The organism is Saccharopolyspora hordei (assembly GCF_013410345.1).
Taxonomy (GTDB): Bacteria; Actinomycetota; Actinomycetes; order Mycobacteriales; family Pseudonocardiaceae; genus Saccharopolyspora; species Saccharopolyspora hordei.
This window is the reverse complement of the sequence record NZ_JACCFJ010000001.1, coordinates 1,328,529-1,350,180: the sequence shown is the minus strand read 5'-3', so window position 1 is coordinate 1,350,180 and position 21,652 is coordinate 1,328,529. Positions and strand designations below refer to the sequence as shown.

General features: G+C 72.7%; 19 protein-coding genes and 1 pseudogene. 12 read left to right on the top strand and 8 right to left on the bottom strand.

Annotated features, from left to right (window positions below):
* Positions 1 to 47: 47 nt before the first annotated feature.
* The gene (locus HNR68_RS06415; RefSeq protein WP_179718599.1) at positions 48 to 2,510 is read right to left on the bottom strand and encodes a UvrD-helicase domain-containing protein; all 2,463 of its coding nucleotides are present in this window, start codon (positions 2,508 to 2,510) and stop codon (positions 48 to 50) included.
* 540 nt (positions 2,511 to 3,050) lie between these two features.
* On the opposite strand from HNR68_RS06415, the gene HNR68_RS06410 reads away from it, so the two are divergent.
* The gene (locus HNR68_RS06410; protein WP_179718596.1) at positions 3,051 to 3,353 is read left to right on the top strand and encodes a chorismate mutase; all 303 of its coding nucleotides are present in this window, start codon (positions 3,051 to 3,053) and stop codon (positions 3,351 to 3,353) included.
* A 90-nt stretch (positions 3,354 to 3,443) separates the two neighbouring features.
* Here the strand turns inward: HNR68_RS06410 and HNR68_RS06405 are convergent, their stop codons facing one another.
* The gene (locus tag HNR68_RS06405; protein WP_179718594.1) at positions 3,444 to 4,760 is read right to left on the bottom strand and encodes an MFS transporter; all 1,317 of its coding nucleotides are present in this window, start codon (positions 4,758 to 4,760) and stop codon (positions 3,444 to 3,446) included.
* Positions 4,761 to 4,848: 88 nt separating this feature from the next.
* A complete protein-coding gene (locus HNR68_RS06400) occupies positions 4,849 to 5,640 on the bottom strand; it encodes a 3-hydroxybutyrate dehydrogenase (protein ID WP_179718592.1) in 792 nt (263 codons plus the stop codon).
* A 183-nt stretch (positions 5,641 to 5,823) separates the two neighbouring features.
* Between HNR68_RS06400 and HNR68_RS06395 the strand changes: the two genes are divergently transcribed.
* The 6 genes from HNR68_RS06395 to HNR68_RS06370 all read left to right on the top strand — a co-directional run bounded on the left by HNR68_RS06395 (position 5,824) and on the right by HNR68_RS06370 (position 12,405).
* Positions 5,824 to 6,135 carry a hypothetical protein gene (locus HNR68_RS06395; protein ID WP_179718590.1) on the top strand — a complete coding sequence of 104 codons (312 nt, stop codon included), beginning with the start codon at positions 5,824 to 5,826 and terminating at the stop codon, positions 6,133 to 6,135.
* 122 nt (positions 6,136 to 6,257) lie between these two features.
* Positions 6,258 to 6,986: a PIG-L deacetylase family protein gene (locus HNR68_RS06390; RefSeq protein WP_179718588.1), complete on the top strand. Its 729-nt coding sequence runs from the start codon at positions 6,258 to 6,260 to the stop codon at positions 6,984 to 6,986.
* Between the two features lie 33 nt (positions 6,987 to 7,019).
* Positions 7,020 to 7,931: a hypothetical protein gene (locus tag HNR68_RS06385; RefSeq protein ID WP_179718586.1), complete on the top strand. Its 912-nt coding sequence runs from the start codon at positions 7,020 to 7,022 to the stop codon at positions 7,929 to 7,931.
* A gap of 177 nt (positions 7,932 to 8,108) precedes the next feature.
* Entirely contained in the window at positions 8,109 to 8,789 is a 681-nt protein-coding gene (locus HNR68_RS06380; protein WP_179718584.1) for a hypothetical protein, read from the top strand.
* Positions 8,790 to 9,268: 479 nt separating this feature from the next.
* Positions 9,269 to 10,693, top strand: coding sequence for a protein kinase domain-containing protein (locus tag HNR68_RS06375; protein WP_179718582.1), 1,425 nt, complete (start codon positions 9,269 to 9,271; stop codon positions 10,691 to 10,693).
* 200 nt (positions 10,694 to 10,893) lie between these two features.
* Entirely contained in the window at positions 10,894 to 12,405 is a 1,512-nt protein-coding gene (locus HNR68_RS06370; RefSeq protein ID WP_179718580.1) for a protein kinase domain-containing protein, read from the top strand.
* Positions 12,406 to 12,450: 45 nt separating this feature from the next.
* Here HNR68_RS06370 and HNR68_RS06365 read toward each other — a convergent pair whose 3' ends face one another.
* Together HNR68_RS06365 and HNR68_RS06360 are read right to left on the bottom strand one after the other, a co-directional pair.
* On the bottom strand, positions 12,451 to 13,125 hold the full coding sequence (locus tag HNR68_RS06365) for a response regulator (protein ID WP_179718578.1): 675 nt from the start codon (positions 13,123 to 13,125) through the stop codon (positions 12,451 to 12,453).
* A 46-nt stretch (positions 13,126 to 13,171) separates the two neighbouring features.
* Positions 13,172 to 14,506 carry an ATP-binding protein gene (locus HNR68_RS06360; RefSeq protein ID WP_179718576.1) on the bottom strand — a complete coding sequence of 445 codons (1,335 nt, stop codon included), beginning with the start codon at positions 14,504 to 14,506 and terminating at the stop codon, positions 13,172 to 13,174.
* Between the two features lie 81 nt (positions 14,507 to 14,587).
* Here HNR68_RS06360 and HNR68_RS06355 point away from each other — a divergent pair, with 81 nt between their 5' ends.
* A complete protein-coding gene (locus HNR68_RS06355) occupies positions 14,588 to 15,784 on the top strand; it encodes a PspC domain-containing protein (protein ID WP_179718574.1) in 1,197 nt (398 codons plus the stop codon).
* Entirely contained in the window at positions 15,777 to 15,971 is a 195-nt protein-coding gene (locus tag HNR68_RS06350; RefSeq protein ID WP_179718572.1) for a hypothetical protein, read from the top strand. Before HNR68_RS06355 ends, HNR68_RS06350 begins: the two co-directional genes overlap by 8 nt.
* A gap of 9 nt (positions 15,972 to 15,980) precedes the next feature.
* Here HNR68_RS06350 and HNR68_RS06345 read toward each other — a convergent pair whose 3' ends face one another.
* Positions 15,981 to 16,754, bottom strand: a complete 774-nt coding sequence (locus tag HNR68_RS06345; RefSeq protein ID WP_179718570.1) for an E3 ubiquitin ligase family protein — start codon at positions 16,752 to 16,754, stop codon at positions 15,981 to 15,983.
* A gap of 178 nt (positions 16,755 to 16,932) precedes the next feature.
* On the opposite strand from HNR68_RS06345, the gene HNR68_RS06340 reads away from it, so the two are divergent.
* Complete coding sequence (locus HNR68_RS06340; protein ID WP_179718568.1) at positions 16,933 to 17,826, top strand: glycoside hydrolase family 16 protein; 894 nt, start codon at positions 16,933 to 16,935, stop codon at positions 17,824 to 17,826.
* A 71-nt stretch (positions 17,827 to 17,897) separates the two neighbouring features.
* On the opposite strand, the gene HNR68_RS06335 is transcribed toward HNR68_RS06340, so the two are convergent.
* Positions 17,898 to 19,124, bottom strand: a complete 1,227-nt coding sequence (locus HNR68_RS06335) for an IS30 family transposase (RefSeq protein WP_425502853.1) — start codon at positions 19,122 to 19,124, stop codon at positions 17,898 to 17,900.
* 269 nt (positions 19,125 to 19,393) lie between these two features.
* Between HNR68_RS06335 and HNR68_RS27570 the strand changes: the two are divergent.
* Positions 19,394 to 19,690: pseudogene (locus tag HNR68_RS27570) on the top strand (MFS transporter); the annotation flags it as partial.
* Between the two features lie 28 nt (positions 19,691 to 19,718).
* Complete coding sequence (locus HNR68_RS26660; RefSeq protein ID WP_246330401.1) at positions 19,719 to 19,910, top strand: hypothetical protein; 192 nt, start codon at positions 19,719 to 19,721, stop codon at positions 19,908 to 19,910.
* 84 nt (positions 19,911 to 19,994) lie between these two features.
* Here HNR68_RS26660 and guaA read toward each other — a convergent pair whose 3' ends face one another.
* Positions 19,995 to 21,581: a glutamine-hydrolyzing GMP synthase gene (gene guaA / locus HNR68_RS06325; protein ID WP_179718564.1), complete on the bottom strand. Its 1,587-nt coding sequence runs from the start codon at positions 21,579 to 21,581 to the stop codon at positions 19,995 to 19,997.
* Positions 21,582 to 21,652 lie beyond the last annotated feature (71 nt).

Sequence of the window (21,652 nt, the reverse complement as noted above, 5' to 3'; positions counted from 1 at the left end):
GTCCCCCGCCGACCGCACGGAGAGGACGCCGTCCGTCCACTCCGGACTCAGAGCTTGGTCATCGGGACGCTGCCGATGAGCATCAGGCGCACCGTCCCGGCGCTGCCGAAGTCGATGGTCGCGGTCGCCCGCGGCCCCTCGCCCTCGGTGGACAGCACCGTGCCCAGGCCGTACTTGTCGTGGGTGACCTTGTCGCCGGCCGACAGCTTGAGGGCGACGGTGTCCTTCCAGCCCTTCGCGCCGGTGCTGCGCATGCCGCGAGCGGCCACCCCGGCCTGCGCCGAGTCCGACCCGGTGCGGTCGAGCCCGCCGCGGCTGCCCCAGGTGCTGCGGACCTGCGGGGCGGAGCGCTCCGGCTCGACCCGGCGCCAGTCCATGAGCTCCTCGGGGATCTCGGTGAGGAACCGGGACGCCGGGTTCGTCATCGGCTGCCCCCACGCCGACCGGGTCAGCGCGCGGGACAGGTACAGCCGCTGCCGGGCCCGGGTGATGCCCACGTAGGCCAGCCGGCGCTCCTCCGCCAGCTCGGCCGGTTCGCCCAGCGCCCGCATGTGCGGGAACACCCCGTCCTCCCAGCCGGTGCAGAACACCACCGGGAACTCCAGGCCCTTCGCGGTGTGCAGGGTCATCAGGGTGACCACGCCGTCGCCCGACTCGGGCAGCGAGTCCGCGTCCGCCACCAGTGAGACCCGCTCCAGGAACGCCGACAGCGAGTCGTCCGCGGGCAGGCCCAGCGCGGTCTCCTCGTCGTCCTCGGCGGCCGGCACCGCGGCGCCGACCACGGCCTCGGCCGACGGGTCGCCCTCGCCCCTGGTCGCCGGCGCGCCCGCGCGCGCCTCGGTGAACTCGCGCGCCACCGTGACGAGCTCGGTCAGGTTCTCCACCCGCGTGGCGTCCTGCGGGTCGTCGCTGGCCTCCAGCTCGGCGCGGTAGCCGGTGCGCTCCAGCACCTGCTCCAGGGTCTCCGCGACGTCGGACTTCGCCGCCACCTCGTGCAGCTCGTCGAGCAGCGCCACGAACCCCGAGATCGCGTTGCGCGCCCGGGTGTTCAGCAGCGACACCCGGCCTTCGGCGGCGTCGCGCAGGGCCTGGGCGAACGAGATCCGCTCCTGCTCGGCGTGCACAGCGACCACGGCCTCCGCCCGGTCCCCGATGCCGCGCTTGGGCACGTTGAGGATGCGGCGCAGGCTCACCGTGTCGTCCGGGTTGTCCAGCACCCGCAGGTAGGCCAGCGCGTCCCGGACCTCGCGACGCTCGTAGAAGCGCACCCCGCCGACGACGCGGTAGGGCAGGCCGAGCCGGATGAACACCTCCTCGAACACCCGCGACTGGTTGTTCGTCCGGTAGAACACCGCGACGTCGTTGAACGTCGCCTCGCCGGAGTCGACCAGCCGGTCGATCTCGCCGGCCACGAACGCCGCTTCGTCGTGCTCGTTGTCCGCGACGTAGCCGACGATGGGGTCGCCGTCCCCGGCGTCGCTCCACAGCCGCTTGTCGCGGCGGTTCGGGTTGCGCCGGATCACCGCGTTGGCCGCCGACAGGATCGTCTGCGTGGAGCGGTAGTTCTGCTCCAGCAGGATCGTCCGGGCCGCCGGGTAGTCGCGCTCGAACTCCTCGATGTTGCGGATCGTGGCGCCGCGGAAGGCGTAGATCGACTGGTCGGCGTCACCCACCACGCACAGCTCGGCCGGTTCGACGCCGCTCTCCGTCGCCTCGGTGCCCACCAGCTCGCGGACCAGCACGTACTGCGCGTGGTTGGTGTCCTGGTACTCGTCCACCAGCACGTGCCGGAACCGCCGCCGGTAGTGCTCGGCCACCGCGGGGTGGTTCTGCAGCAGCTCCACCGTGCGCATGATCAGGTCGTCGAAGTCCATCGAGTTGGACTCGACGAGACGGCGCTGGTAGGCGGCGTAGACCTGGGCGACCTTGCGCTCCATGTCGTCGCCGGCGCGCTCCGCGGCCTCCTCCGGCGTCAGCAGCTCGTTCTTCAGGTTCGAGATGTGCACCGCGAGCGTGCGCGCCGGGTAGCGCTTGGAGTCGAGGTCCTGCTCCCGCGCGACCATGGTGATCAGCCGCCGGGAGTCATCGGCGTCGTAGATCGAGAAGTTCGACGACAGCCCCAGGACCTTGGCCTCGCGCCGCAGCACCCGGACGCACATCGAGTGGAACGTCGACACCCACATCGCACCGGCCCGGCGCCCGACCAGCTCGGCGACGCGCTCCTTCATCTCGGCCGCGGCCTTGTTGGTGAAGGTGATCGCCATGACCTGGCCCGGGTGCACCCCGCCGGCGAGCAGGTAGGCGATGCGGTGGGTGAGCACCCGGGTCTTGCCCGAGCCCGCACCGGCCACGACCAGCAACGGCGATCCGGTGTGCACCACGGCGTCCCGCTGCTGCGGGTTCAGACCGGCGAGCAGGGCTTCCGGGTCCGGTTCGCGCTGTCCGGAGCGGCCGGGTTCGGAGGACGACACCGGGTCGTCGTTCCACTGGAGGTCGAGTGGGGCGCTCATCGCCCACCCACGTTACCGGCAGCCCCGGACAGAACCCGAATCCCGTGGCACGGCGCTCCTCCGCCGACACCCGCCGTGCACCACGGTGGCGAGCGGGAGGACAGCTCCGCGTGGCGTGCGGGTGCGTGCGGGCGCCCCGGGCCCGGCTCGGCGCGGTCGTGCGGTGACGCGCGGGGCGGGCGGGCGGACCACCGCGCGACCGGACGGACGTTCGGGACGAGGTGCTGCGCGATCTCCATGGGCACCACGATCCACGCAGGTCAGCACACGTGCCAGCGAATTGACTCGAACAGGTGGTCGATACCCCTGGATGTTCACTCTGTGGGAGGAGTGTCCCACCTCATCGTCGCGCGCCGCCGGGTTGTGGCAGACTGGAAGGGTGCGAGCGCAGACCTACGAGTTTTTCTACGGGCCCGGGACTCCGGCGCCCGTAGCTGCGTGAGCTCGAAAACCACTACGAACGCCCCGGAGTCCTCCAGGACCCGGGGCGTTCGTCGTTCCCGGGCCGGGTCCCGGGGCCGAGCCGGAGGACCACACCTGATGAACGCCACAGTGGACGGTGAGAAGCCGAAGACCGAGCAGACCTCGCCCGAGGAGGCCGCCGCGAGGATCGACGACCACCGCGCCGAGATCGACCGCCTGGACGCGGAGATCCTGCGCCTGGTGAAGCGCCGCGCCGAGGTCTCCCGCGAGATCGGCAAGGCCCGCATGGCGGCCGGCGGCCCGCGCATCGTCTACAACCGCGAGATGGACGTGCTCGCCCGCTACCGCGAGCTGGGCCCGGAGGGCCGGGAGCTCGCGATGATCCTGCTCCGCCTGGGCCGCGGCCGCCTCGGGCACTGACGCACCTCCAGGTGGCGCTCAGCGGTCGCCTGGCCGCGGCAGCCCGGCGCGCCCGGGCTGTCCTCGCCAGGCGACCCCTGACGCCCCGGTTCAGACGCCGTGGTCGGCGGCCAGGTCGCGGTCGCGGGTCTCCGGGGACCGCACCACCGCGATGGTCGTGACCAGCGCGCACAGCGCCACGTAGATCGAGATCGGCAGCCCCGAGCCGAAGCCCTTCAGCAGCGCGGTCGCGATGATCGGGGCCAGCGACCCGGCCACGATCGACGCCAGCTGGTAACCGATCGACGCCCCCGAGTACCGGACCCGGGTACCGAAGAGCTCTGCGAAGAAGGCGGCCTGCGGGCCGTACATCGCGCCGTGGAAGACCAACCCGATCGTGGTGGCGATGGTGATCGCGGCGAAGGACTTGGTGTCCATCATGAAGAAGAACGCGAACGCCCACAGGCCGGTGCCGACCGCGCCCACCAGGTACACCGGGCGCCGCCCCACCCGGTCCGACAGCGCGCCCCACAGCGGGATGCTGATGAAGTGCACCACCGCGGCGATCAGCGAGGCGTTCAGCGCCAGGCCGCGCGGCAGCTCCAGGAACGTCGCGACGTAGGTGAGCACGAACGAGGTCAGCACGTAGTAGACGACGTTCTCCGCGAACCGCGCACCCATCGCGGTGAGGACCTCGCTGCGGTACCGGCGCAGCACCTCCAGGACCGGCGGCTTGTCCGCCACGCCCCGCTCCGCGGCCTCGTTCGCCGCCTCCAGGAACAGCGGCGACTCCGCGACCGCCAGCCGCACCCACAGGCCGATCAGCACCAGGACGCCGGACAGCAGGAACGCGACCCGCCAGCCCCAGGCCAGGAACGCCGCGTCGCTCTGCACCGCGGCCAGCACCGCCAGCACCGCGGTGCCCAGCAGGTTGCCCAGCGGCACCCCGGCCTGCGGCCACGACGCCCAGAAGCCGCGGTGGGCGGCGGACCCGTGCTCGGAGACGATGAGCACCGCCCCACCCCACTCGCCGCCGATGGCGAAGCCCTGCACCAGGCGGAGCACGGTCAGCAGCAGCGGCGCGGCCACCCCGATGGACTGGTACGTGGGCAGCAGGCCGATCAGGAACGTGGCGCCGCCCATCATGACCAGGCTCAGCACCAGCAGCTTCTTGCGGCCGAGCCGGTCACCGAAGTGGCCGAACACGAGCCCGCCGAGCGGCCGCGCGACGAACCCCACCGCGTAGGTGATGAACGCGAGCATGGTGCCCACCAGCGGGTCGTCCGCCGGGAAGAACAGCTTGTTGAACACCAGGGCGGCCGCTGAGCCGTAGAGGAAGAAGTCGTACCACTCGACGGTGGTGCCGACGAGGCTCGCCACCACCACGCGCGCGGTCGACGTTCTCGTCGGGGTGGACTCGGTGGTCATCGCGCTGTCCTCTCTGCCGAGCCGGGCTCCGTTGCCTCCACCGCCCCCACCACCGGACGGGCGCCGGTGGTGGGGGAGCCGGGTCTGATCAGTTCGCGGTCCAGCCGCCGTCGATCGGGAACGACGCGCCGCTGACCGACGCGGTGCCGGGGCCGCACAGCCAGAGCGCGAGCGCGGCGACCTCGTCGGGTTCCACCAGCCGCTTCACCGGGGTGCGGGCCAGCAGGACGTCCTCCACGACCTGGGCCTCGGGCACCCGGTGCAGCCGGGCCTGCTCGGCGACCTGCCGCTCCACCAGCGGCGTGCGCACGAAGCCGGGGCACACGCAGTTCGAGGTCACGCCGTAGTTCGCGCCCTCCAGCGCGATCACCTTGGACAGCCCTTCGATGGCGTGCTTGACCGTCACGTAGGCGCTCTTGTACGGCGAGGCGCGCAGGCCGTGCACGGAGGAGACGTTGATGATCCGGCCCCAGCCCCGGCGGTACATGCCCGGCAGGGCCGCGCGCACGATCCGGAACGGCGACTCCACCATCACCCGCAGCATGGTGGCGAAGACGTCGGTCGGGAACTCGTGGATCGGCGCCACGTGCTGCGATCCCGCGTTGTTGACCACGATGTCGACGCCGCTGCCGAGGCGCCCGGCGGCGTCCGGGGAGTCGAGGTCGACCACCCGCGCTTCGGCGCCGATCTCGGCGGCCAGCGCCTCGAGCTCGGCCGCGGCCTTGTCGACGGCGACGACCTCCGCCCCGGCGCCCACCAGCCGGCGGGCCACCGCGGCGCCGATGCCACTGGCCGCCCCGGTGACCAGCGCTCGCTTGCCCGCCAGGTCGACGGCGGGCGCAGTGTCGGTTCGATCCGTTCCGGTCGAGCGATCACTCATAGCCTTCAGAACCTAGGCGTGACGCCCGTCTCAATCCAGGGGCTGAGCGCAACCACTTCGTCCCGCTCCCCCAGCGGACCGCCCTCCCGGCCGGGGTGAGCCGCGCCCGCCCCGGGGCCCGGCGACGGAGATTCAGGGATATCACCCATACCGGGCAAGGCCGGGACGAGGCAGACTGTGCGCATGGTTGCTCTCGTGGCCTTCCTCGTGACCCTCGCCGCCCTGCTCGCCGCCGCCGGGCACGCCGGCTACCTCGCGATGCTGAGCTCGGCGGCGAAGAAGCGGGCCGGTGGCCAGCCCGCCGTCGAGTTCGCCAAGAAGCGGTTCCCCGTCGCCGGGGTCGGGCTGGGCGTGACGCTGCTGGCGTTCCTGATCGCCGCGGGCGGCGGGTTCGGCGCGGACGTCTTCGCGATGCTGCTGGGCGCGGGCGGCGGCATCGGCTCGGTCAAGGCGCTCCAAACGTCGCAGAGCCGCTTCCGCAACGGCCAGTACTGATCGGTCTCACTCCGCTGGGCTGTTCGGTGGAGCCGGTGCCACCGAACGCCCCACTTTCGTCACTCTGAGTCCACCATCGACCCCGCTCCGGAGTCGTTGCGCCTGCACCGTAGGCTGTGACCATGACCACTCCGCCGGGATCGAGCACCGGGATCGAGCGCGCTCTCGTGGTCACCGCGCACCCCGACGACGTCGACTTCGGCTCCGCCGGCACCGTGGCCACCTGGGTGGCCGCGGGCGTGGAGGTCACGTACTGCATCTGCACGTCGGGCGACGCAGGTGGGTTCGACAGCACGCCCCGCGAGGAGATGGCGCGCCTGCGGCGGGAGGAGCAGCGCGCCGCCGCCGCGGCCGTCGGCGTCTCCGACGTGCGCTTCCTCGGCCACCAGGACGGGCGGGTCGTCGCCGACATCGGGCTGCGCCGGGACATCGCGAAGGTGATCCGCGAGGTCCGGCCGCAGCGGGTGCTCACGCACTCCCCCGAGATCAACTGGTCGCACCTGGTGGTGTCGCACCCGGACCACCGCGCGGTCGGCGAGGCGACGCTGGCCGCCGTCTACCCCGACGCGCGCAACGCCTTCGCCTTCCCCGAACTGCTCGAAGCCGGCTACGAGCCGTGGACCGTCAGCCAGCTGTGGATGTCCGAAGCGCCCGAGGAGCGGATCAACCACGCGGTCGACATCACCGACCACATCAAGGCCAAGCTCGCGGCGCTCGCCGCGCACCGCTCGCAGACCGCGCACCGACCCGACCTGCCCGACGCGATCGAGCAGCACCTCGCGCGCACCGCCGAGCGGCACGGGATGCCGGGCCGGCTGGCCGAGGCCTTCCACGTGGTCGACACGTCGTGACGTCCCCCGAGTCCCAGGAAGTCGAGACCCCCGATGGACAGCGGCAGAACCCTCGGCTGGAGCGGCCAGCTCGACTGGCCGCCGGCCTCGCAGACCCCGCCCCGCGGCCGGCACCGCAAGACCGGGTCGTCGGCCGGCTGGACCCCCGCACCCCGCGCTGAGGCCGAGACCGACCCGCTGGTGGACACCGCACCGGTCGGCGGCCTGCACAAGTTCGACCTGGGCATGGTGCCCGCCTCGGTCACCCCGCCGCGCAGCTGGCGGCAGGCGGCGTGGTTCGCCATCGCCTCCTCCGCGGCGGCCCTGGGCGGGCTGGTGCTGGTCACCTCGATGCTGGCGAGCAGCTCCACGACGATCGAGGGACTGGACCTGCCGAGCATGCCCCGCGCCGGCGAGTACCCCCCGCTGCTGCCGGACGAGGAGCGCGACCGCTACTTCCTCACCGGCGACCCGACGCGGCCGCAGGCGGTGCTGCCGACCGGCTCGGTGCTGCCCGTCGCGCCCGGTGATCGCCCCACGGGCTCCGGCACGACCGCGCCCGCACCGCCGCCCGGGGAGGCCACCGGCTCGGCCGGCCCGACGCCGACCACGAGCGCCCCGCGTCCCCCCAGCACCGAGGTGCCGCCGCTGCTGCTGGCGTTCACCGACCCCGCGGAGATGGAGCAGCGCGGCGGCTCCTACTTCGCCGCGATCGGGCGGGAGGACCTGCCGGAGGCCTACGCGCAGACCGCCGGGCCGCTGCGCGACGAGGGCTTCGAGGCCTTCGCCGCCCGGTACGCCGGGGTCCGGACCGTCGAGGTCGTCGACGTCTACGTGACCCCGACCAGCTCGGTGCACACGCTGCGGGTGACCACGACGGACGGCTCCGTGCACACCGAGCGGCACCGGCTCCGCTACACGCGGGGCGACGACCCGTTGATCACTGCGGACGAACGAGTTTCCTGACCACACCGGTCACGGACAGTGCTCGGCATTGCTCCGTTCGATGAGTCGCACGCCCTCCTTCCGGTGAACTCCACGGCATCCCTTTCAGCGTGGGCGGGCAGCGGAGTACGTGTTCACGCCGTGGAGTTTCCCTCGCACGGTCGTCGGCGCGACCACGCGTCACCGGGCTCGGTCAGCGTGGCCGAGCTGCTCCGGCGCTCTCCCCTCGCGCAGCGCGAGCGGCTGGCCGACGCGCTCGCCGACCAGTGCTCGGGCGCGCTCCCGCTGACCAGCCGGCTGGCCTTCGGCACGCTGGCGGTGCTGCTGCTGGTCGGCGCGGCCGTCGCGACCTCCACGATCGTCGCGGGTCCCGCCCCCGCACCCCGAACGACCGCCCACGTGACAGCGCTCGAGGGAGGCCTCGCGCTCCGCCCCGACCTGGTGCGGGACGCCCGCTGGCCGTTCACCGCCGAGGTGGCCCCCACCGACGACGCGACCGAGGATCCCGCCGTCGAGCAGCCGGAGGAGCCGCAGCTGATGTCGGCCAACCCGGCGGCGGGCAGCGTCGAGTCGGCCCGGGCCGTGGTCGACGAGTTCTACCGCCGCCTGCCGCACGACGTGCCCGCCGCGCTGGACTCGGTCGACCCGGACCTCCTCACCGGGCAGCGGACCGCGCTGGTGCGGGCGTGGCGCGACGCCGAGTCGGTGCACCCCCGGACGCGGGTCGAGCCGGACGGCGCGGTGCTGGCGGAGGTCGAGGTGCGCTACCCGGCCGGTGACCAGGTGCTGCTGCGGCAGCGGCTGACCGTCGACCCCGACTCCGACCCCAAGATCACCGGCGCCGAACTGCTCTGGGCGCGGCACACCACGTCGCGCTGACTCACCCGCCCGCGGCGCCCGCCAGACAACAATGCGACAACGACCGTCGCGCGCCGGACCCCGGTGGCACGGACCGGGGCGAACCGGGCACCCCGGGTGCAGCCGCCGGCAGACCCCGTGCGGGACACCCTGCGCAACCCGCCCGCTCGACCCACCGCGGCCGACATCACCTGCGCAAACGGCTGTGAGACTCACCCCGATCGGGCGACTGGGATGACACGGCCGCGTAACGTCTTGGCAGCGCGCACAGATCTTTCCCAGTTCGGACCTACGCCGATGCCGCGTCGGCTAGGCTCCCGTAACGCGGTCCGGTCGTCGGCCCACCAGGCCAACCCGGTCCGCGGTGAGAACGTGTACGTGTCGGAGGACCGGAGCCGGTCCGCCAAATCCGCCGATGTCCGGTGGGCTGCGTGCCGGGACCATCATCCCGGATCCCCGCGGACCCCGCTGGGCATCGATAGCAGTACGGGGAGACGTCGGTGAGCGACGAAGGTCGCCTGGTCGCCGGACGCTACCGAGTGCAGCGACGCATCGGCAGTGGCGCGATGGGCGTGGTGTGGGAGTGTGTGGACGAACGCCTGCACCGCACGGTCGCGGTCAAGCAGTTGCTCCTGCAGCCCGGATTGGATCCGGGTGAGGCCGAGGAAGCGCGGCAGCGAGCCATGCGGGAAGGCCGGATCGCGGCCCGGCTCCAGCACCCGAACGCCATCTCGGTCTACGACGTGGCCGAGGACGAGGGGCAGCCGGTCCTGGTCATGGAGTACCTGCCCTCCACCAGCCTCGCGGCGATGATGTCCGAGCACGGACCGCTGCCGCCGCGGGAGGTGGCGCGGATCGGTGCGCAGGTCGCCTCGGCGCTGGGTGCCGCGCACGCGGCAGGCGTGGTGCACCGCGACATCAAGCCGGGCAACATCCTGCTCGGCGACAACGGTGACGTGAAGATCACCGACTTCGGCATCTCGCGGGCGCAGGGCGACGTGCAGGTCACCAAGACCGGGATGCTCGCGGGCACGCCCGCCTACCTGTCGCCGGACGTGGCGATGGGCCAGGAGCCGACGCCCGCCTCCGACGTCTTCTCGCTCGGCGCGACGCTGTACGCCGCCATCGAGGGCCACCCGCCGTTCGGGCTGAACGAGAACACCCTCGCGCTGCTGCACGCGGTGGCCGCGGGCCGGATCGAGCCGCCGCAGCAGGCCGGGCCGATGACCCACCCGCTGATGGCGATGATGGCCGCCCGCGTCGAGGACCGGCCGAACATGGCGCAGGTCCGGGAGATGCTGCAGGCCGTGGCCGACGGCGGGTCGGCGAGCTCGATCCCCGCGGTGGCCGCGCCGATCCCGCCCGCGCTGGCGCCGGAGCCCCCGGCCGAGCAGGCGACGAGCGTCGTGGGCCAGGACGGCACCACCGCCTACTTCGAGGACGACCCGTACTCGGAGCGGCCGTACGAGGACGCCACCTCGTACATGGGCTCGGACACCCGCGGTGACGCGGCGATCTACGAGGAGCCGCGCCGGAGCAAGCGGCCCGTGGTGATCTCGGGCATCGCGCTGGTCGCGGTCGCCGTCATCGCGGTGCTGGTGACCTCGGCGCTGATGAACAACAACCAGCCGGGGCCGGTGGGCAACGAGCAGCCGACCAGCGAGATCGCTCCGCCGCCGACCGAGCCGGTGGAGACGACCGCGGACGAGCTGCCGCCCACGACGCAGAACGTCCCGACGTCGGAGGACGACGTCACCTCGGAGGAGGAGACGCCGACCACCACGTCGAGGACGACCACCAGCTCGGACCCGACGACGACGTCCAAGGAGACGACCACGTCGAAGAGCACGCCGACGTCCGAACCGGAGGAGGAGCCGACCACGCAGCCGTCGGACTCCGACGCCGGGTCCGAGGGCAGCGACTGAACCGATCGACCAGCACCGGCCGGGGCGCTCACCGCGAGGTGAGGGCCCCGGCCGTGTTCTTTCGTCGCCCCGTGTGCAGCGGTGAGGCTGGTGCCCAGTAACGTTGCACACCGTTGAGTGACAGCTGGCCACGGGGGTCCGGTCAGTCCGGGAACGGAACACACGCAGATCAGGCAGCACAGCCAGTACCAGGAGAACCGGTGAGCGCCGAAGGTCGTTTGATCGCAGGCCGGTACCGCTTGCAGCAGCAGATCGGCAGCGGCGCCATGGGAGTGGTGTGGCAGGCCATCGACGAGCGCCTGCACCGCACGGTCGCGGTGAAGCAGCTCTTGCTGCAACCGGGCTACACCCCCGAGGAGACCGAAGAAGCTCGTCAGCGCTCGATGCGCGAGGGACGCATCGCCGCACGTCTGCAGCACCAGAACGCGATCTGCGTGTTCGACGTCGCGGAGGACGAGGGCCAGCCCGTGCTGGTCATGGAGTACCTGCCCTCGCGAAGCCTCGCGTCGGTCATCGACGAGCAGGGCACCCTGCCCCCGCTCCAGGTGGCCCGGATCGGCGTGCAGGTGGCCAGCGCGCTCGCCGCCGCGCACATGGCCGGCATCGTGCACCGCGACCTCAAGCCGGGCAACGTGCTGCTCGGCGAGAACGACATCGCCAAGATCACCGACTTCGGCATCTCCCGGGCGATCGGGGACGTGGCGGTCACCAAGAGCGGCATCCTGGCGGGCACGCCCGCCTACCTGGCCCCCGAGGTGGCGCTGGGCCGCGACCCGGCCCCGGCCTCGGACGTCTTCTCGCTGGGCTCGACGCTGTACGCGGCGATCGAGGGCGGCCCGCCGTTCGGCACCGACGAGAACGCGATCAGCCTGCTGCACCGGGTGGCGCGCGGGCAGTTCGACCCGCCCCGGCAGGCCGGTCCGATGACCCCCGCGCTGATGCAGATGCTGCGGCCGGACCCGGTGGACCGGCCCACCATGGCCCAGGCCCGCGACCTGCTGCAGGCGGTGCTCGACGGCCGCCCGATCCCGAACGCCTCGCCGAGCGCGGGCTGGCAGCGCCCCGCGGCGAGCCCGCCGCGCACCCCGCCGCCGGCCGCGGCGACCCGGGTGGGGCCGCCGAGCGGCAGCAACCCACCGACGGTGGTCGGCAGCGCGGTGCCGGCCGCGGAACCCGCGCCGCGGCGCAACTACCGCCAGGCGGCGATGTGGGTGGTGGCGATCGTGGTCGCGGTCCTGGTGGGCGTGCTCGCCGCGAACGCCTTCGGCGACGACTCCCCGCAGAGCCAGCCCGCACCGACGCAGGCGCCCGCGCCGTCCTCCGCCCCGGCCCCGGCTCCCTCCTCCGCCCCGGCCACCACCTCCGCAGCGCCGACCACGAGCGCGGCGCCGACGACCACCGCGAAGCAGCCGTCGTCAGCCGAGCTCATCGCGGTGGTGAAGAAGTACTACTCGCTGGTGCCGAAGAAGCTCGACCAGGCGTGGGAGCTGCTCGGCCCGAAGCTGCGGGATCAGGGCAAGGACCGCTACGAGGCGTTCTGGAAGTCCATCGACGACGTCACGATCATCGGCGACCCGGTGCGGTCCGGGGCGAACGTCGTCGTGACGCTGCAGTTCACCAAGAAGGGCAAGGAGATCGTCGAGCAGCACGTGCTCGGCATGGTCGCCACGCCGGACGGCGACCCGAAGATCAACACCGACAAGCGGAACTGACGCCGGGCCACCCGGCGCGGCCGTCCACATCGGACGGTCGCGGCCTCACACCAGGCGGCGGTCGGTGGCCCAGCGGGACAGCTCGTAGCGGTTCGACAGCTGCGTCTTGCGCAGGACGCTGGACACGTGCGTCTCCACCGTCTTCACCGAGATGTACAGCTCCGAGGCGATCTCCTTGTACGCGTACCCGCGCGCCAGCAACCGCAGCACCTCGCGCTCGCGCGGGGTGAGCAGGTCCAGCTCGGGGTCGCCGACCGGCGCCGACCCCGGGCCCTCGGAGAAGGCGTCCAGCACGAAACCCGCCAGGCGCGGCGAGAACACCGCGTCCCCGCCGTGCACCCGCACGATCGCGTCGGCGAGCTCCCGCCCGGAGATGGTCTTGGTGACGTAGCCGCGGGCACCGCCGCGGATCACCGCTATCACGTCCTCCGCCGCGTCGGACACCGACAGCGCCAGGAACACCACCTCTGGCTGCCGGGGGCGCACCTGGCGCAGCACCTCGGCGCCGCCGCCGTCGGGCATGTGCACGTCGAGCAGCACCACCTCGGGCTGGTAGTGCGCGATCCCGGCGACCGCCTCGGCGACCGACCCGGCCTCCCCCACCACCTCGACCTGCTCGGCGGCGGCCAGCTCGGCGCGCACCCCGGTGCGGAACAGCGCGTGGTCGTCGACCAGGAACACCCGGACGGGGTGCGGAGCGGTCGCGTCTCCAGCGGTCACGGTCACCAGCCTCCCTCGCTCGCCTCGCCCGCAGCGTACGCCACGATCACGCCGCCGCCCTCGGCATCTCCATCTGCACCTCGGTGCCCCCGCCGGGCGAGGTGCGCACCTTGACCGTGCCGCCGTGCCGCCGCATCCGGCCGTGGATCGAGTCGGCCAGGCCGTGCCGGTCGGCGGGCACGCTGTCCGGGTCGAACCCGCTGCCGCGGTCGCGGACGTACACCGAGACCTGCGCGGCCTCCACCTCCGCGTACACGCTCACCTCGGCGACCCCGGCGTGCTTGGCGGCGTTGACGATCGCCTCCCGCGCCGCGGCCAGCTGCGCGGACAGCCGCTCGTCGAGCTCGCAGTCCCCGACGACCACCTGCTGCACCTCGATGGCGAAGCTGTCCTCCACCTCCCCGCAGATGCGGGCCAGCTCCGCGGACAGCGTGGTGGCGGGCCGGCTGTCCTCCACCGCCGGCCGCTGCGCGCCGTAGCCGTCCGGCCCGTACAGCCAGTTCCGCAGCTCGCGCTCCTGCCCGCGGGCCAGCCGGCGCACCTCGCGCTCGGACGACGCCTGCTTCTGGATCAGCGCCAGGGTCTGCAGCACCGAGTCGTGCAGGTGCGCCGCGATCTCGGCGCGCTCCTGGGAGCGGATCCGGCTGGCGCGCTCGATGTCGAGGTCCCGCACCAGGCGCACCCACCACGGCACCGTCAGCACCGCGACGCCGACCAGCGTCGCGCCCACCGCGAGCAGGGCGAAGCGCACCTCGTCCATCGACGTCGAGCCCACCAGCAGCACCACGATGCCCACCACGACCAGGGCCGCGCCGGCGAGCACGCGGATCACGGCGGACCGGCCGCCCCCGCCGAGCAGCGCACCGACCACGTTGGTGCGCGCGCCCTGCCGCCAGCGGCGGCGCTGCGACTCGTCGGCCTCCCGCCACACCACGGCTGCGCCGACCAGCACCACCACCAGCGGTGTGGCCAGCCAGGCGGGCATCGAGAACACCCCGCCGACCGCGACCATCGCGCCGAGGCAGAGCAGGATCACGCCGAAGCCCTGCTGCCGCTCCTTGGTCGACATCGGTTCCCCGGCCGCGGTGGACTGCGGCACGAAGACCCACAGCAGCGCGTACGCCAGGACTCCGGCCCCGCCGCACACCGCGAGCACGGCGAACGCGCCGCGCACCCACAGCACCGGGCACCCGAGGTGGTCGGCCACCCCGCCCGCGACCCCGGCGACCAGGCGACCGCCGCGGCGCCGGCGCAGCTGCGCCACGCTCCGGGGGCGCTGCGCCATCGGCTTCGTGGCGGCTCCCTGCCCGGGGTCCGCGGGCTGCTGGTTGCGCTGGTCTCTCACGACGTCATGGTCACACGGTCGCGCGATCGCGGGCATCAGGGACGGACCCTGAGCTTCCGGGCCACATCAGGGGCGTCCCTGATGCTCCGGGCGCCGTCGAGGACCGATAGTGGGGCCATGAGCACCACGAAGCACGCCAGTCCCGCGTCGTTCGAGGGCACCTTGCGGGACATGTGGGAGACCCGCCCGGTCCGCCCGCGTTCCGGCGGCAAGGTGGGCGGGGTGGCGACCGCGATCGGCCTCCGGTACGGCGTCGACCCCATCCTGGTGCGGGTCGCCTTCGTCCTGGCCGCTCTCTACGGCGGCGCGGGCCTGGTGCTCTACCTGCTGGGCTGGTTGCTGTTCCCGAAGGAGGGCGACCCGGTGCCCGGCCGGCCCAAGCCGCCGCCGGAGCCGACCTCGAGCACGCTCGCGGTGTTCCTGGTGGTGCTGCTGATCCCGAGCGTGTTCTGGCTGGCCACCTCGCCGTCCATCATCGGGCTCGCGGTGGGCCTGGGCGCGTACTACCTGCTGCACCACGCCTACGGGGACCGCGGCACGCCGTCGACCGCCACCGCGGCGGCGCCGGCCGACGCGACCACCGAGGTCCGCCCCGACGCCGCGCCGACCGAGCAGCTGGCGACGCGGACCCCGCCGTCCTGGGACCCGCTCGGCGCCGCACCGTTCGCCTGGGACCTGCCGGAACCGAGCGATCCCGAACCTCCGGAGCCGGACCGCGCGACGCACCGCTGGCTCACCTGGGCGACGCTGGTGCTGGCGGCCTTCGCCGGGGGTCTGACCAGCTCGCTGGGGGCCCCGCTGCACATCTCCCTGGCCTTCGCGCTCGGCGTGGTGGGGCTGGGGATGGTCGCCGGCGCGTTCCTGCGCAGCGGGCGGGGGCTGTTCGTCGCGGCGGTCCCGCTGGCGGCCGTGGCGGTGCTGGCGTCCACGGCGCCGGAGGACGTGGACGTGGTCGACGACGCCCTCGACGAGCGCACCGTCCGCCCCGCGACCGCGGAGGAGCTGGACCCCGACTACGAGCTGTCGGCCGGGACGATCACGCTGGACCTGCGCGAGCTGCAGCTCGTCGAGGACGAGGCGGTCTCCACCGCGGCCACCGTGGGCGCCGGGGACATCGTCGTGCGGTTGCCGGAGGGCGTGGACACCACCGCGTCGTGCCACGCGGAGATGGGGGACGTGCGGTGCCTGGGCCCGTCGGTCGAGGGCACCGTGGACCGGGTCACCACCGACCTGGGCGCGGACGGCCCCGGCGGCGGTCAGTTGGTGCTCGACCTGCGGGTCGGGATGGGGAGCGTGGAGGTCACCCGTGGCTGACGAACGCAACACCGCGCGCCGGGACAGCAGTCCGGACCTGGTGACCCTGGTGGGCGGGCTGGCCGCGGTCACCGTCGCGGGCGCGCTGCTGTTCGGCCTCGGCGCTCAGGTGCAGTGGTTGCTGGCGCTGACCGCGGTGGTGGTCGGCGTGCTCATGCTGGCCGCGTCGCTGCGCACCCGCAGCTGACCCGAGGCTTCAGCTGATCGCGCCGACCACGACCAGCACGAGCCCGGCCACCGCCGCGATGGGGATCCCGATGGCCAGCGCCCTGTGCTGGGTGCGGGTGCTCGCGCGGACCTCCTCCTCGGAGCGGGTCGAGATGATGAAGTGGCCACCCTGCTCGGGCTTGCCGATCACCAGCGGGCCGATCTTGTCGTGCACCTCGCCGAGGACGTACAGCCGCTGGCCGGGGCGGATCACCCACTCCTGGTACTCGTAGCCGATGGTGCTGCTGGTGTCGAAGATGTTCGGCAGCTGGATGCCGAACAGCGAGGGCCCCTGCGGCCGGTACGGCTCGAACCGGTTGACCACCTGCTCCGGGCGGTCCGGGTCGGTCCCGTTGGGGTCGACGCCGATCAGCGTCCCCTCGTCGTCGCGGATCGCGTAGCCCTGCCACGAGGTGCGCTGCGCGACGACCTCGGTGCGGCGGCTGACGTGCCGGCGCCCGTCCCGGTACTGCACGTGCTCGTAGCGGCGCTTGACCACGTGCCGGTGCCACACGCACTCGGTCCCGCTGAGCTCGGACTTCAGCGGCCCCTCCGGGCTCGGGTGCGCCGCGCCGACCACCTCGCAGACCTTGCGGAAGCCCCCGCGCGCACCGAGCTCGTCGGAGACCTGGCGCAGCCGTTCCAGTTCGCTCACCGGCAGGGTCTCGGTGCCGATCATCGCGTGCAGCCGGTCGCGCGCCCTGCGCATGAAGAAGAACCCGACCACGGCGGCGACCACCAGCGCGATACCGAAGATGACCATCTCGCTCCTCCCGATGCTCGCGCCAGACCCTAGTTCGCCGTCGCCCGGCACGGGCCCGGGACGGCAGATCCGAGGCGCAGGTCTCGTTCCGGAACTCGCCAAGCACTCCCGCCGGCCGCGGGCACCGCGAATACTCAATCGGTGCAGATCCCCCGATCCTCGCGGTGAAGGAGCAGGCATGTCCCGACGCACGTTGCTCGCGACCGCCGCGGCGCTCGCGGTGGTCACCGCCGTCCCGGTGGTGCAGGCCAGCGCGGCGCCCCGCGCCGAGGTGTTCTTCGACGACTTCTCCGGGTCCGAGCTCGACCGCTCCACGTGGACGGTCGAGGTCACCGGGGAGAACTTCAGCACCGTCAACCAGGAACAGCAGGCCTACGTCGACTCCCCCGACACCATCTACATCGACCACGACGCGAGCACCGGCGCGCAGAACGGCGCGCTCGCGCTGCACCCCCGCTACGCGCCCGGCACCCAGGCCCCGGACGGGCAGACCTACGACTTCATCTCCGGCCGGGTCAAGACGCAGGACAAGGTCGAGTTCACCTACGGCAGCTACTCGGCCCGGATCAAGCTCCCGGAGAACGCCACGGGCAGCGGGTTGTGGCCCGCGTGGTGGTCGCTGGGCGCGAACATCGACAACGGCAAGCCGTGGCCGGAGTGCGGCGAGATCGACGTGATGGAGCACGTCGGTGAGCCGTGGACGAGCTCGGCGCTGCACGGCCCGGAGTACCACGGCGACACGCCGTTCACCGCGCAGCAAGACTTCGCGGGCCAGGACCCCGCTGACTGGCACGTCTACCGGGCCGACTGGACCCCGGACGGCATCACCTTCTCCGTCGACGACACCGAGACCTACCGGGTCACCCGCGCGGAGATCGAGGGCAACGGCTGGACGTGGGCCTACGACGACCCGCACTTCCTGATCCTCAACTTCGCCCTGGGCGGGACCTACCCGAACGGCGTCAACGGCGTGACGGAGCCGTACTTCGGCCTGCCGCAGTCCACTGTGGACCGCATCGCCTCCGGCGAGGTCCGCTACCTCATCGACTGGGTCCGCGTCGAGCAGTCCTGACCCACGACGAGACGGCGTGAAGGGCACCTCCCGCCGACGGCGGTTTCGGGGGGTCGTTGCAACGCGGTTGATCAATTGGTTTGGGTCAGGAGTTTAGTCAGGCGCTCGGCTGGGGTGTCCCAGCCGAGCGTTTTGCGTGGTCGGCGGTTGAGTTGGGCGGCGACGGCGGCGAGGTCGTCGGGGGTGTGGACAGAGAGGTCGCTGCCTTTGGGGAAGTACTGGCGGAGCAGGCCGTTGGTGTTTTCGTTGCTGCCGCGTTGCCAGGGCGAGTGAGGGTCGCAGAAGTAGACCGGGATGTTGGTGGCGAGGGTGAACTCGTGGTGGCGGCTCATCTCAGCGCCTTGGTCCCAGGTCAGGGACCGTTTCAGGTGGGTGGGCAGTGTCTGGATGGTGGTGATGAGGCCGTCGCGGACGGTTTCGGCGTCGTGTCGTTCTGGCAGGTGGACCAGCAGCACGTAGCGGGTGGTGCGCTCGACCAGTGTGCCGATCGCGGATGCCCCGCCGGCACCGAGGATCAGGTCACCTTCCCAGTGGCCGGGCACGGCCCGGTCCGCGACCTCGGCCGGGCGGTCGCTGATCATCAGCATCGGTGCGGTGAAGCGGGACTGGCGTTGCTCGGTGGTCCGGCGGGGTCGGCGCACCGTACGGCCGGTGCGCAGCGCCCGGGCCAGTTCACGACGCAGTCCGCCGCGACCTTGGACATAAAGGGCCTGGTAGATCGTCTCGTGGGTCACGTGCAGCTCCGGGCGGTCGGGATGGTCCCGGCGCAGCCGATGGCTGATCTGCTCCGGGCTGTACCGGTCGTCGAGCATGCCCTGCACCCGTTCACGCAATTCGGGATGGGCGGCGATCTTGCCGGTCTTCGGCCGGGCGCGGCGCGCCTCGGCGCGAGCCTGAGCGGCATAGGGCCGGTAGTCACCGCTACCGGGATGACTGTTGCGCCGCAGCTCCCGGCTGATCGTGCCAGGATCACGCCCCAGCTCGCCTGCGATGGCCCGCACACCCAGGCCGGCCCGACGCAGGTCAGCGATCACCAGCCGCTCGTCCTGAGACAAAAACCGGGACGACACCTCGGGCCGGGCACGAGCCGGAGGTGACGGCGGGGCGCAAGAACACGTGGTCCCACGCCCCGCCCGTCGGCCGAATCGCCACCGATACCCGGTCGTGCGGCTGACCCCCACGATCCGGCATGCCTCAACCGTGCCCACACCCCGCGCCACAAGATCAAAATAGACCTCGCGCTCAGTAAGCAACTTCTTACGCCCCTGAGGCGACCTGTCCTGACGGATCTCGAACACCGCAACCCCTGAACAAATCAGGCGTTGCAACCACCGCTAGAACCCGAGGTCGGCGGAAGGTGCCCTTCACCGCGACGGCACCCGGGTGCCGTTCGAGGAACCAGCCGCCACCGCCCGCGACCTGCGTTCATGGGTGGACCGGCAGATCCGCACCGGTTCGGTACTTCACTTCTCCCCCGACCTGGGGCAGCGTCGTGCTCCGGTCGAGCGGGAGTGGAGGTGGCGTCGCGGTGCGGTGCGGCGTGGGTGACGCGGTGGACCTGGCTCCGATGGGGGCGCGCCGGTGGGACGTGGTCGCGCTGTGCTTCGCGGTGGCGCTCCTGGACGGCTTCGACACGCGGTCGATCGCCTGCATCGGCCCCTCGATCGCCGACGAGTTCGGGCTGAGCCCGGGCGACATGGCGTGGGTGATCACCGCCAGCACCATCGGGAGGTGCCTCGGCGCGATGCTCCTGGGGGCGCTGAGCGACCGCTGGGGCCGCCGCCGCACGGTGCTGGTCGCGCTGGGCCTGTCCGGCGGGTTCTCCGCGCGGGGCAGCGTGGCGCAGACCCCGGAGCAGGTCGTCGCGCTGCGGGTTCCTGATCGGCCTGGGCATGGGTGGCGCCACGCCCGCGCTGCTCGCGCTGACCGCGGAGCACAGCCCGCGGCGCCGCCGCGGCACGTCCTGCGCCGCCTGCCCCGGGTTCACCAGGACGGTGCCCGGGTCAACCTCGACGCGGGCGCAGCAGCGCCCGCGCCCTGGCCTGCGCCTGCTCGCCGCGCCGGGTCACCAGGAACGCCGGTGACTCCGGCAGCGCCACCGGACAGCGGGACCGCGCCGGCGAGCGCGCCGAGGAACCCGCCCGCGTCTGAGCGGGGTCCTCAGCGGGTCACTCCCACTCGATGGTCCCCGGGGGCTTGGACGTCACGTCCAGGGTCACCCGGTTGACCTCGGCCACCTCGTTGGTGATGCGGGTGGAGATGCGCTCCAGGACCTCGTAGGGCAGGCGGGTCCAGTCCGCGGTCATCGCGTCCTCGCTGGAGACCGGCCGCAAGACCACCGGGTGGCCGTAGGTGCGGCCGTCGCCCTGGACGCCGACCGAGCGGACGTCGGCCAGCAGCACCACCGGGCACTGCCAGATGTCGCGGTCCAGGCCCGCCGCGGTCAGCTCCTCGCGGGCGATCGCGTCCGCCGCGCGCAGCGTCTCCAGCCGGTCCGCGGTGACCTCACCGATGATGCGGATGCCCAGGCCCGGGCCGGGGAACGGCTGCCGGTGCACGATCGTCTCCGGCAGGCCCAGCTCCAGGCCGACCCGGCGCACCTCGTCCTTGAACAGCGCGCGCAGCGGCTCGACCAGCTCGAACTGCAGGTCCTCGGGCAGCCCGCCGACGTTGTGGTGGCTCTTGATGTTCGCCGCGCCGGAGCCGCCGCCGGACTCCACCACGTCCGGGTAGAGGGTGCCCTGCACCAGGAAGTCGATCTGCTCACCGGCCTCGCCGGCCTCGGTCTGCAGGTCGCGGGCGGCCTGCTCGAAGACGCGGATGAACTCCCGGCCGATGATCTTGCGCTTCTGCTCGGGGTCGGTCACGCCGGCCAGCGCGTCGAGGAACCGGTCCACCGCGTCGATGGTGACCAGCCGGACGCCGGTCGCCGCGACGAAGTCGCGCTCCACCTGCGCGCGCTCGCCGGCGCGCAGCAGGCCGTGGTCGACGAACACGCAGGTCAGCCGGTCGCCGATGGCGCGCTGCACCAGGGCCGCGGCCACCGCGGAGTCCACGCCGCCGGACAGCCCGCAGATCGCGCGCCGGTCGCCGATCTGCTCCCGGATCGCGGCCACGGTGTCGTCGACGATGGAGGAGGTGGTCCACTGCGGGCGCACCCCGGCGATGTCGTGCAGGAACCGCCGCAGCACCTCCTGGCCGTGCGGCGAGTGCACCACCTCGGGGTGGTACTGCACGCCGGCGAGCCGCCGCTCCACGTCCTCGAACGCCGCGACCGGGGTGTCCTTGGTCGACGCGGTGACGGTGAAGCCCTCCGGCGCCTTGCTCACCGAGTCGCCGTGGCTCATCCACACCGGGTGGTGCCCGGGCAGGTCGGCGTGCAGCGTGCCGCCCGCACCGCTGACCGCCAGCTCGGTGCGGCCGTACTCGCGGGTGCCGGTGTGCTCCACCGTGCCGCCGAGCGCCGAGGTCATCGCCTGGAAGCCGTAGCAGATGCCGAACACCGGGATGCCCGCGTCGAACAGCGCCGGGTCGACCTGCGGGGCGCCCTCGGCGTAGACGCTGGAGGGGCCGCCGGAGAGCACCACGGCGGCGGGGTCGCGGCGCTTGATCTCCTCGACCGGCGTGTCGTGCGGGACGACCTCGGAGTAGACCTGCGCCTCGCGGACCCGACGCGCGATGAGCTGCGCGTACTGGGCGCCGTAGTCGACAACGAGCACGGGCCCCTGGCGGCTGTTGCTTGCGGAACCGGACACGTCGGCCGCGACCTCCTAGCTGAACCGGTGAGCTGGGACCGATTGTCCCAGGTAACCGGTGCCACAGCCGC

Bases quoted from the DNA above. Each gene is read 5' to 3' on its own strand.
- HNR68_RS06390 (WP_179718588.1), top strand. From the start codon at position 6,258: ATGACCACTCCGCCGGGATCGAGCACCGGGATCGAGCGCGCTCTCGTG.
- HNR68_RS06385 (WP_179718586.1), top strand. From the start codon at position 7,020: ATGGACAGCGGCAGAACCCTCGGCTGGAGCGGCCAGCTCGACTGGCCG.
- HNR68_RS06395 (WP_179718590.1), top strand. From the start codon at position 5,824: ATGGTTGCTCTCGTGGCCTTCCTCGTGACCCTCGCCGCCCTGCTCGCC.
- HNR68_RS06400 (WP_179718592.1), bottom strand. From the start codon at position 5,640: ATGAGTGATCGCTCGACCGGAACGGATCGAACCGACACTGCGCCCGCC.
- HNR68_RS06345 (WP_179718570.1), bottom strand. From the start codon at position 16,754: ATGGTCATCTTCGGTATCGCGCTGGTGGTCGCCGCCGTGGTCGGGTTC.
- HNR68_RS06415 (WP_179718599.1), bottom strand. From the start codon at position 2,510: ATGAGCGCCCCACTCGACCTCCAGTGGAACGACGACCCGGTGTCGTCC.
- HNR68_RS26660 (WP_246330401.1), top strand. From the start codon at position 19,719: ATGGGTGGCGCCACGCCCGCGCTGCTCGCGCTGACCGCGGAGCACAGC.
- HNR68_RS06360 (WP_179718576.1), bottom strand. From the start codon at position 14,506: ATGCCCGCGATCGCGCGACCGTGTGACCATGACGTCGTGAGAGACCAG.
- HNR68_RS06340 (WP_179718568.1), top strand. From the start codon at position 16,933: ATGTCCCGACGCACGTTGCTCGCGACCGCCGCGGCGCTCGCGGTGGTC.
- HNR68_RS06355 (WP_179718574.1), top strand. From the start codon at position 14,588: ATGAGCACCACGAAGCACGCCAGTCCCGCGTCGTTCGAGGGCACCTTG.
- HNR68_RS06410 (WP_179718596.1), top strand. From the start codon at position 3,051: ATGAACGCCACAGTGGACGGTGAGAAGCCGAAGACCGAGCAGACCTCG.
- HNR68_RS06405 (WP_179718594.1), bottom strand. From the start codon at position 4,760: ATGACCACCGAGTCCACCCCGACGAGAACGTCGACCGCGCGCGTGGTG.